The sequence below is a fragment of the Salmonella sp. NW177 genome (assembly GCF_051811585.1).
Lineage (GTDB): Bacteria > Pseudomonadota > Gammaproteobacteria > Enterobacterales > Enterobacteriaceae > Salmonella > Salmonella enterica.
Genome location: NZ_JAMMZV010000004.1, coordinates 418,257 through 428,715, shown reverse-complemented (window position 1 = coordinate 428,715; position 10,459 = coordinate 418,257). Strand labels below are relative to the sequence as shown.

Genomic DNA, 10,459 nt, shown 5'->3' with positions numbered 1-10,459 from the left:
CGGCGGGCGGTGATAGAGCGCAGTATCCGGCTGGCGCAGGAGAAATAAGACCCTGACGGCCCGGTGGCGTGGCGCCATCGGGCCTGGCTATCCCAATGATACGCTAAAGCCTGAAAGTAAAGCCCGTGTGAAGTATGATGGCGAGCATCGTCTCTTATCAGGACATCCCATGAAACAAATCACCTTTACGCCGCGCCATCACCAGCTTACCAACACCAATACCTGGACACCTGACAGCCAGTGGCTGGTCTTTGATGTACGGCCTTCAGGCGCGTCATTTACGGGCAAGACTATTGAGCGTGTCAATGTGCATACCGGCGACGTGGAGGTGATCTATCGCGCCGTGCAGGGCGCGCATGTCGGTGTGGTGACGGTGCATCCTGCCGACAATCACTATGTGTTTATTCATGGCCCTGAAAACCCTGATGAGACGTGGCATTACGATTTCCACCACCGCCGGGGCGTTATTGCAACGCCGGGGGGCGTGACTAACCTCGATGCGATGGATATTACTGCGCCGTATACTCCCGGCGCGCTGCGCGGCGGCAGCCACGTCCATGTGTTTAGCCCGAACGGCGAGCTGGTGAGTTTTACCTATAATGACCACGTTCTGCATGAGCGAGATCCGGCGCTGGATCTACGTAATGTCGGCGTGGCCGTGCCGTATGGGCCGGTTACGGTGCCGGTTCAGCATGCGCGCGAATACAGCGGTAGCTACTGGTGCGTACTGGTTAGCCGCACGACGCCTGCGCCGAGACCTGGCAGCGATGACATTAACCGCGCCTATGAAGAGGGCTGGGTGGGCAACCGCCAGATCGCCTTTATTGGCGATACGCTGTCGCTGACGGGCCAAAAAGTCCCGGAGCTGTTTATTGTCGATTTACCGTGTCATGAAAACGGCTGGAAACAGGCAGGCGACACGCCGCTGACGGGAACCGAATCAACGATGCCATCGCCGCCGTTGGGCGTAGTTCAGCGGCGTCTTACCTTCACTCACCAGCGTGTTTATCCTGGACTCACTAACGAACCACGCCACTGGGTCCGCAGTAATCCGCAGGCGACGGCGATCGCCTTTTTGATGCGGGACGATAACGGCGTAGCGCAACTGTGGCTGATATCGCCGCAGGGAGGCGAGCCCCGGCAGTTAACGCATCATGCGACCGGCGTACAGTCAGCGTTTAACTGGCATCCGTCGGGTAAATGGCTGGGACTGGTGCTGGAAAACCGGATTGCCTGCTGCGACGCACAAAGTGGGAGGATCGACTTCTTAACCGCCAGGCACGACAACCCGCCGTCTGCGGACGCCGTCGTTTTTTCACCGGATGGGCGACACGTCGCATGGATGGAAGAGGTGAAAGGGTTCCGTCAGCTATGGGTGACAGAAACCGGGCGATAAATCAGGGAGGAGGCATCTTCGCCGGGGGGATGACGGCATTGGTCATTTTCGTCTCCTCCTCGCTTTTCTCTACGCGCGATCTTACCGAACTGTCTTTGCGGAAGATGTCCCACGGCAGAAGGATCGTATCCATCACGGCGGTAAACGGCATATCCAGGATGGCCAACGATTTTGTGCCCCAGTTTGTCTCATCGTTACCGATCATCGTAGCGCTGGCGCGCGTGCCAGGATAAGTGCCTTCTTTACCGCCGGTGTGCGACATGACGCTTGAACAACCGCTTAATAAAAGCATCCCATTCCATATTATCAGCGTTAACCACACGTTTTTTATCATCACTCATTCATCTGTTGGTTGTCGTTATTTGCATGATGAGTTATAGCGATCCGTTGCTAAAAATAACATCACCAGTACGTGGCACTGTGGCGGTAATCGCACTTTAACAATCAGTGCTGTCCCAACCAGTCTATGCAATAGCCAATAAACTGCAAAAAAAAGTCGGATTAAAATACTTGAAAAGTACGTATTCAGACCCATTTATAAGACGTAGTGAATAGAAGGGCACGCCTGATGGGTGTTCTGGCAATCCTGGCCTGTCCATGATGGAAGGTCTGACATTCTCGCTGATTTCAGGAGTTTATGATTATGCGTAACTTTGATTTATCCCCGCTGTACCGTTCTGCCATTGGTTTTGACCGTCTGTTTAACCTGCTTGAAAATAACCAAAGCCAAAGTAATGGCGGCTACCCTCCGTACAACGTTGAGCTGGTAGACGAAAACCACTACCGCATCGCCATTGCCGTTGCCGGTTTCGCGGAAAGCGAACTGGAGATTACCGCCCAGGATAATTTACTGGTGGTAAAAGGCGCTCATGCGGACGAGCAGAAAGAACGTACTTACCTGTATCAGGGCATTGCCGAGCGTAACTTTGAACGTAAGTTCCAGTTAGCGGAGAACATTCACGTTCGCGGCGCAAACCTGGTCAACGGGCTGCTGTATATCGAACTGGAGCGCGTGATTCCGGAAGCGAACAAACCGCGCCGTATCGAAATTAACTGATTCCGTCGGGTCGCGTTGCGCGGCCTGTCATCCCATGCTCGCCGTCAGGGAGCATATTCGCACGTAAAGTGTGAAGGTAAAAACTCGCTTCTTAGAAGGAGAAATGATTATGCGTAACTACGATTTATCCCCACTGCTGCGTCAATGGATCGGTTTTGACAAGCTGGCCAATGCGCTGCAAAACAGCGGCGAAAGCCAGAGCTTCCCGCCCTATAACATCGAAAAAAGCGACGATAACCATTATCGCATCACCTTAGCGTTAGCCGGTTTCCGTCAGGAAGATCTGGATATTCAACTGGAAGGCACGCGCCTGACGGTGAAAGGTACGCCGGAACAGCCGGAAAACGAGCCCAAATGGTTACATCAGGGCCTGGTCATGCAGCCTTTTAGCCTGAGCTTTACGCTGGCTGAGAATATGGAAGTTTCCGGCGCGACGTTTACCAACGGCCTGCTGCATATTGATTTAACCCGTAACGAGCCGGAAACCATTGCGCCGCAGCGTATCGCCATTAACGAACGCTCCGCATTAAATAGCTAATAAGCTCCTTGCCTTGCCCCGCCAGAGATGGCGGGGCTTTTTTGTGCCACGAAAAAGGGTAAGACGCTGCCGAAGTCAGGACGTCTGGGCGGTTTTGTAACATGAGAATGTGCGCCATGCTGTATATATGCCTTAACGGTTCAGTCATAATCCCTATAAATTGAAATGTTACTCACAGGGAAGAAAAGATGAGTGATATCGCATTGACGGTCAGCGTTCTGGCGTTGGTGGCGGTTGTCGGTTTATGGATCGGCAACATTAAAGTGCGCGGTGTCGGCTTTGGTATTGGCGGCGTTCTGTTCGGCGGTATTATCGTCGGCCACTTCGTCGATCAGGCTGGGGTGACGCTGAGCGGCGATATGCTGCACTTTATCCAGGAATTCGGCCTGATCCTTTTTGTTTATACCATCGGCATACAGGTGGGGCCGGGGTTTTTCGCCTCGCTGCGCGTTTCCGGGCTGCGTCTCAATCTGTTTGCTGTTCTGATTGTGATTATGGGCGGGTTGGTCACCGCGATTCTGCATAAAATTTTCGCTATTCCGCTGCCGGTGGTGCTGGGGATTTTCTCCGGCGCAGTCACCAATACGCCTGCGTTAGGGGCGGGTCAGCAAATCCTGCGCGATCTGGGAACGCCAGTGGATCTGGTGGATCAGATGGGGATGAGCTATGCGATGGCGTATCCGTTTGGCATCTGCGGTATTTTGCTCACCATGTGGCTGATGCGGCTGATTTTTCGCGTTAACGTCGAGGCGGAGGCGCAGAAGCACGAATCCTCTCTCGCTAACGGCCATTCATTAATTCAAACAATGAATATCCGTGTCGAGAATCCGAACCTCAATAATATGGCTATCCAGGATGTGCCGATCCTGAACAGCGATAAAATCATTTGCTCACGCCTGAAACGCGACGACACGCTGATGGTGCCGTCGCCGGGGACGATTATCCAGGCAGGCGACCTGCTGCACCTCGTCGGCCAATCTACCGACCTGCATAACGCGCAACTGGTGATCGGCAAGGAAGTGGACACCTCGTTGTCGACGCGCGGCACGGATTTACGTGTCGAGCGTGTGGTCGTCACCAACGAAAAAGTGCTCGGCAAACGTATCCGCGATTTGCACTTTAAAGAGCGTTATGACGTGGTTATCTCCCGTCTTAACCGCGCGGGCGTTGAGCTGGTCGCCAGCAGCGACGCCAGCCTGCAGTTTGGCGACATTCTCAATCTGGTGGGGCGTCCTGCCTCGATTGATGCGGTAGCCAATGTGGTCGGCAACGCGCAGCAAAAACTCCAGCAGGTGCAGATGCTGCCGGTGTTTATCGGCATCGGATTAGGGGTTCTGCTTGGGTCAATCCCGTTGTTTGTGCCGGGATTCCCGGTCGCGTTAAAACTGGGGCTGGCTGGCGGGCCGCTGATCATGGCGCTAATTTTGGGGCGTATCGGCAGCATCGGTAAGCTGTACTGGTTTATGCCGCCGAGCGCCAACCTCGCGCTGCGTGAGTTAGGCATCGTTTTGTTTCTGGCGGTCGTTGGGCTGAAATCCGGCGGCGATTTTGTCGATACGCTGACGCAGGGCGAAGGATTAAGCTGGATTGGCTACGGTATTTTCATCACCGCTATTCCGCTGATTACCGTCGGTTTGCTGGCGCGGATTTTTGCCAAAATGAACTATCTGACGCTGTGCGGGATGCTGGCCGGTTCGATGACCGATCCGCCAGCGCTGGCATTTGCCAACAATCTTCATGCCACCAGCGGCGCGGCGGCGCTCTCTTACGCGACCGTCTATCCGTTAGTGATGTTCCTGCGTATTATCACGCCACAACTGCTGGCGGTGATTTTTTGGGGAATGGGTTAGCGCCTGATGGCGCGTTGCTTATCCAGCCTACGCACTGTGTTAAATCCAGGCTGGATAACGCGCGCCGCACCGGCCACACTTCTGCTCTTCTTCTTATCTCTTTCCTCAATGAACGCGCTAATCAGCGTAATGCCAACGAGCATAATTCCATTTTATTTCAGTTGGTTATCAATCTTCATCGCCTTTTTTTTCGTCGCGACGGGTAGTTTTTCAGCTTTTAATTCGGCAATAATGCCTTTCCTGGCGGTGGCGTTGAAAAAGGTCGCAACTGAAATGAAAAATAGCGGGAATGAGCGCGGTTGCGCCGAAACGCGTCACCAGTGAACTACAGTTATTTTGCAATAAGATTCCCTTGCTGCGGGATAATGTGAAGCATATCAGCAACAACGTGAGTGGTATTCTGAAAACGAACGGGAATACATAAGAACGTAAAAGGAGTCGTCATGAAGATTTCCCGCCTCGGAGAAGCGCCGGATTATCGCTTCTCGCTGGCAAATGAGCGTACCTTTCTGGCGTGGATTCGCACCTCGCTGGGATTTCTGGCGGCAGGCGTCGGTCTTGATCAGCTCGCCCCGGATTTTGCCACGCCGGTGATCCGTGAACTGCTGGCGCTACTGTTGTGTCTGTTTGCGGGCGGCCTGGCGATTTATGGCTATCTACGCTGGTTACGTAATGAAAAAGCGATGCGCCTGAAAGAGGATTTGCCTTATACCCATAGCCTGTTGATCATCAGCGTCATTTTGATGATTGTCGCGGTGATAGTGATGGGGCTGGTACTGTATGCCGGATAGTCGTAAAGCCCGTCGGCAGAACGATCCGGGACTGCAACCGGAGCGTACGTCGCTGGCCTGGTTTCGCACGCTGCTGGGATACGGGGCGTTAATGGCGTTAGCCGTCAGGCACCACTGGCATCAGGCGGGGTTCTTGTTCTGGGTGTCAATCAGCGTTCTGGCGATAGTGGCGGTGATTCTTTGGCGTTATACCCTGAGTCGTAATTTGATGGATGTCGCGCATAGCGATTTTTCCGAAACTCATGTCGTGCGTGACAAATTTTTGATCTCCCTCGCGGTGTTGTCGCTCGCAATCCTGTTTGCTGTTACCCATATTCGCCAACTTATTGCATTTATCGGGAATTTTATATGACAGGACGTCAGGACATTGTCGTGAGTGATGACCAGATTCAGGTCGTCGTAAATCGCCAGAATAGCCAGCGCCCTCAGCAACTGTACCGTAACTTACAACGGCTCGGCATTCGCAATGTCCATTTTATCCCATTGTTGGAACATGACCGGAACGGAATGTTGACCGAGGATTCATTGTGTTCAGCAGACTGGGGGCGGTTTTTAAATAGCGTATTTGATATTTGGGTACGTGAAGATATTCAGCGTATCTCGGTCCGCCTTTTTGATGAGACGCTACAGCAGTGGTGCGGCGGCAGGAATGGCGCTGAAGCGCCGGACAAGGCGCCGCTAAGCGCTGAATGTCAGAAGTGCTCTTTATTACGATTTTGCGGCGGCGGATGCCCTGAGCATCGGGATAGCCAGGGGAAAAATCAGCTTTGCGAGGGCTACCAGACCTTTTTTAACTACTCCTCGCCGCATATGCGGGTGATGCGGGATTTACTGAAGCAGCATCGCTCGCCGGAGGAGTTGATGGCGATGCTGCGTTAACGTCACAGGCCTGATAAGCGTAGCGCCATCAGGCGATGGCGTGCCGGATGGCGCAGCCGTCTTTCCGGCACTGAGCGAGTATTAGCGTCCTTTCGCCAGGTATTGTTCCATTTCATCCTCCGGCACCATGCCGCCCCCGGTTGCCCATACCAGATGCGTCGCGTTGCCGAGCTGCGTCTGACTGAATCCATGCCTTTGCTGATACGCGACGGAGGCGCAAATGCGCTGTGGCCCGGCCATCCCCGCCAGAGCTGATGGCTCCAGTCGAATTCCTTCCTCCTGCGCCAGCCAGCCCAGCATGTCATACATTGTTTGATCGTCTAAGGTATAGAGGCCGTCAAGCAGACGCTCCATTGCCCGACCAACAAAGCCCGAAGCGCGACCTACCGCCAGGCCGTCAGCCGCCGTCAGGTTATCAATACCGATATCTTGTACTGAGATGGCATCGTGCAGACCGGTATAAACGCCGAGTAACATGCAGGGTGAATGGGTCGGTTCGGCAAAGAAACAGTGGACGTTGTCGCCAAACGCCAGTTTCAGGCCAAAGGCGACGCCGCCAGGGCCGCCGCCAACGCCGCACGGTAGATAGACAAACAGTGGGTGACTGGCGTCAACGACGCGTCCCTGCTGCGCGAATTGCGCTTTCAGACGCTGACCCGCTACCGCATAGCCCAGAAATAGCGTGCGGGAGTTTTCATCATCGATAAAGAAACAGTTTGGATCGGATTGCGCTGCTTTACGGCCCTGCTCAACCGCCACGCCGTAATCATCTTCGTATTCTACGACCGTCACGCCGTGGCTACGCAGCTTCGCTTTTTTCCAGGCGCGGGCGTCGGCAGACATATGTACCGTCACTTTAAAACCGATGCAGGCGCTCATGATACCGATCGATAGCCCCAGATTGCCGGTTGAACCGACGGCGATACTGTACTGGCTGAAGAATTGTTTAAATTCCGGCGAAAGCAACACGCTATAGTCATCGTCGGTGGTTAACAGACCCGCCTCCAGCGCCAGTTTTTCCGCGTGCGTTAGCACCTCGTAGATGCCGCCGCGCGCTTTAATGGAACCAGAGATTGCCAGGTGACTGTCTTTTTTTAACAGCATTTCACCGTCGATCGTTTGCCCATACTCTTTTTCCAGCCGCTTTTGCATGGCCGGAATAGCGACCACGTCAGATTCGATCATGCCGCCAGCGGCAGCGGTTTGCGGAAACGCTTTCGCCAGATACGGCGCAAAGCGCGCCAGACGGTCATGGGCGGCGTTTACGTCCTGCTCCGTCAGGCCGACATACGGTAGACCTTGTGCAAGAGAGGTGGCGCCCGGGTTAAACCAGGTGGTTTCTTTGAGGGCGACCAGATCCTCGACCAAAGGATACCGGGCGATGAGCTTTTGTATGTTTTCCATAGTACGTCTCTTTACGATCAGATGATAAAGGAAAGCAGGAATGTGCCAGCCAGTGCAACGACCGATGCGATAAACGTGGCCGTCGTATAGTATTTAAACGTTTCATTCAGCGTAGCGCCGCAATACTGCTTGACCAGCCAGAACAGGGAATCGGTCACGATCGTGCAGCCAATGGCGCCGGAACCAATGGCAATCGCAATGATCTCAGGGCTGACGTCAGGATAGAGCGGCAGCATGGGCGCAACAATCGCGGTGGCGCCCATCATGGCTACCGTCGCAGAGCCGACCGCCGCGTGCAGAATCAGCGCTACCAGCCATGCCAGCAGAATCGGGTGCATATGCATATTTGAGAGGATCACCGCCAGCGTGTCCGCCAGCCCGCTACTTTTGAGAATGGCGTTGAACGCGCCGCCCGCGCCGATAATCAGCAGGATGTTCGCAATGGCGCCAAAGCCGTTTTCGGTGTGGGTAAGTAGCGCGCTCATACCCATATGCTGGCGCAGACCGAGTATGTAATACGCCACAAAGACAGCGATAAACATTGCGGTGATCGGATTACCGATAAACTCCAGCAGCGTATACAACGTGCCGTCTTTCGCCATATTCAGTTCAGCGACGGTTTTCACCAGCATCAGGCCAATCGGCAGCAGAACGGTAAACAGCGTTGCGCCCAGCGACGGCAGGGTGTTTTCGGCGCGCACTTCAAGATCCGCAAACTCTGTCGGTACGGGCTTGAACGGCAGACGATTACCCAGAAACTTTAAGAACAGCGGGCCGCCGACCAATGAGGCCATCAGCCCGACCAGCAGACCGTAGACAATCACCGAGCCGATATCCGCCCCCAGTTTATTTGCGACAAACAGCGCAGCCGGATGCGGCGGTACCACGCAATGGACGGCCATCAGCGCGGTACACAGCGGAATGGCCAGCTTCAGCAGCGAGGTATGGGTCTTTTTAGCGATAGAAAACGCCAGTGGGATGAGCAACACGACGCCCACTTCCACGAACAACGTGATACCGCAAATCAGCCCCACCAGTACCATGATCACGTCAGCAGAGAGCCAGCGGCAGCGCTGGAGCGTAAGCCCGATGCGTTCCGCCGCGCCGGAAACCTCCATCATTTTGCCGAGGATGGTGCCAAGACCGATAACGGCGGCCAGAAAACCGAGCGTACCGCCTATTCCGTTTTCTATCGCCGTGACCATCTCCAGCGGCCCCATGCCCATCATCGCGCCGACAAAGAAACTGGCGAGCAGTAACGCCAGGAAGGGGTGGAATTTAAACTTCACGATGGTCAATACGATTAACACGATGCTGATCAGCAGCGTGCTCACTACCCAGATTTGAGCGTGCATATCTCACCTACCCTGTGATTAATCTGTTCTTATTGGACAGAAAAACAGCACCCCCTGACAAACGATATAATTTGCCATTCACATGATGTAAATTGAATCAACTATGTGATTTCCATCTAATATTGCTTTTATTTTGCGATATGGTTCATTTTGCTTCATCTATGTGCGGATTTTTTCAGCGTGTTTTTTTACACTTCGGGAAATTAAAAGATGACTGAGGTTGCCATGGAACCCCTTCGCGATACCCGAAACCGCTTACTCAACGGCTGGCAGTTATCCAAACTCTATACTTTTGAAGTCGCGGCCAGACACCAGTCCTTTGCTCTGGCGGCAGATGAGCTGTCGTTAAGCCCAAGTGCGGTAAGCCATCGTATCAATCAACTGGAAGCCGAGTTGGGAATCCAGCTATTTGTCCGCTCTCACCGTAAAGTGGAGCTTACCCATGAAGGCAAACGGGTATTCTGGGCGCTGAAATCGTCGCTGGATACGTTGAATCAGGAAATTCTCGATATCAAAAATCAGGAACTGTCCGGCACGCTGACCGTGTATTCCCGTCCCTCTATCGCCCAGTGTTGGCTGGTGCCCGCGCTGGGGGACTTTACCCGTCGCTATCCGTCAATTTCTCTCACTATGCTGACCGGCAACGATAACGTTAACCTACAGCGTGCCGGCATTGACCTGGCTATCTATTTTGACGATGCGCCGTCGGCGCAGCTCACGCACCATTTTTTAATGGATGAGGCGATTTTGCCCGTTTGCAGCCCGGATTATGCCCGTCGTTTCGCCTTGCAGGACAACCTGAATAACCTGCGGCACTGTACGCTCTTACACGACAGACAGGCGTGGAGTAACGATTCTGGCACCGATGAGTGGCACAGTTGGGCGCAGCATTTTGCGGTAAATTTGCCGGATTCATCCGGCATTGGCTTCGATCGTTCTGATTTAGCGGTAATTGCCGCGATGAACCACATTGGCGTGGCGATGGGACGTAAACGGCTGGTGCAAAAGCGTCTCGACAGCGGAGAACTGATTGCGCCTTTTGGTGACATGAGGCTGAAATGTCATCAGCATTATTATGTCACCACTCTGCCTGGCAGGCAGTGGCCGAAAATCGAGGCATTTATTCGCTGGTTGCAGGAACAGGTGTGAAGATTTATTACGCTTTGTCGCTACACCTGCCGGGAGTGAA

At 53.9% G+C, this 10,459-nt stretch carries 12 protein-coding genes and 1 other annotated feature; of the genes, 9 read left to right on the top strand and 3 right to left on the bottom strand.

The features are described 5' to 3' along the window. Window positions 1-169 precede the first annotated feature (169 nt). Complete coding sequence (locus tag NA986_RS14800) at window positions 170-1,396, top strand: DUF3748 domain-containing protein (RefSeq protein ID WP_000809940.1); 1,227 nt, start codon at window positions 170-172, stop codon at window positions 1,394-1,396. 1 nt (window position 1,397) lies between these two features. Here the strand turns inward: NA986_RS14800 and NA986_RS14795 are convergent, their stop codons facing one another. Continuing rightward, window positions 1,398-1,730 (bottom strand): YceK/YidQ family lipoprotein, encoded by a 333-nt coding sequence (locus NA986_RS14795; RefSeq protein WP_001581211.1) that lies wholly within the window; start codon window positions 1,728-1,730, stop codon window positions 1,398-1,400. 242 nt (window positions 1,731-1,972) lie between these two features. After that, window positions 1,973-2,046, top strand: a sequence feature (ROSE (Repression Of Heat Shock gene Expression) occurs in the 5'-region of heat shock genes and acts as an RNA thermometer to modulate expression.). Between NA986_RS14795 and ibpA the strand changes: the two genes are divergently transcribed. From ibpA to NA986_RS14760, 7 genes are all read left to right on the top strand, one after another. Next, entirely contained in the window at window positions 2,040-2,453 is a 414-nt protein-coding gene (gene ibpA / locus NA986_RS14790) for a small heat shock chaperone IbpA (protein WP_001532742.1), read from the top strand. Its footprint overlaps the feature before it by 7 nt. A 109-nt stretch (window positions 2,454-2,562) precedes the next feature. Beyond that, on the top strand, window positions 2,563-2,991 hold the full coding sequence (gene ibpB, locus NA986_RS14785) for a small heat shock chaperone IbpB (RefSeq protein ID WP_001246919.1): 429 nt from the start codon (window positions 2,563-2,565) through the stop codon (window positions 2,989-2,991). A gap of 188 nt (window positions 2,992-3,179) precedes the next feature. Next, the gene (locus NA986_RS14780; protein ID WP_001279793.1) at window positions 3,180-4,841 is read left to right on the top strand and encodes a putative transporter; all 1,662 of its coding nucleotides are present in this window, start codon (window positions 3,180-3,182) and stop codon (window positions 4,839-4,841) included. A gap of 6 nt (window positions 4,842-4,847) precedes the next feature. Continuing rightward, window positions 4,848-5,165 carry a hypothetical protein gene (locus NA986_RS14775; protein ID WP_139145233.1) on the top strand — a complete coding sequence of 106 codons (318 nt, stop codon included), beginning with the start codon at window positions 4,848-4,850 and terminating at the stop codon, window positions 5,163-5,165. A gap of 119 nt (window positions 5,166-5,284) precedes the next feature. Beyond that, a complete protein-coding gene (locus tag NA986_RS14770; RefSeq protein WP_000703964.1) occupies window positions 5,285-5,632 on the top strand; it encodes a YidH family protein in 348 nt (115 codons plus the stop codon). Next, window positions 5,622-5,984: a DUF202 domain-containing protein gene (locus tag NA986_RS14765; protein ID WP_001113454.1), complete on the top strand. Its 363-nt coding sequence runs from the start codon at window positions 5,622-5,624 to the stop codon at window positions 5,982-5,984. Before NA986_RS14770 ends, NA986_RS14765 begins: the two co-directional genes overlap by 11 nt. Beyond that, entirely contained in the window at window positions 5,981-6,511 is a 531-nt protein-coding gene (locus NA986_RS14760) for a radical SAM protein (RefSeq protein ID WP_000147830.1), read from the top strand. The genes NA986_RS14765 and NA986_RS14760 overlap by 4 nt, the downstream gene beginning before the upstream one ends. An 81-nt stretch (window positions 6,512-6,592) precedes the next feature. On the opposite strand, the gene dsdA is transcribed toward NA986_RS14760, so the two are convergent. Continuing rightward, the gene (gene dsdA, locus NA986_RS14755; RefSeq protein ID WP_000427991.1) at window positions 6,593-7,915 is read right to left on the bottom strand and encodes a D-serine ammonia-lyase; all 1,323 of its coding nucleotides are present in this window, start codon (window positions 7,913-7,915) and stop codon (window positions 6,593-6,595) included. Between the two features lie 17 nt (window positions 7,916-7,932). Continuing rightward, entirely contained in the window at window positions 7,933-9,270 is a 1,338-nt protein-coding gene (gene dsdX / locus NA986_RS14750; RefSeq protein WP_000543317.1) for a D-serine transporter DsdX, read from the bottom strand. Between the two features lie 225 nt (window positions 9,271-9,495). Between dsdX and dsdC the strand changes: the two genes are divergently transcribed. Then, complete coding sequence (gene dsdC, locus NA986_RS14745; protein WP_001541637.1) at window positions 9,496-10,419, top strand: DNA-binding transcriptional regulator DsdC; 924 nt, start codon at window positions 9,496-9,498, stop codon at window positions 10,417-10,419. Window positions 10,420-10,459 lie beyond the last annotated feature (40 nt).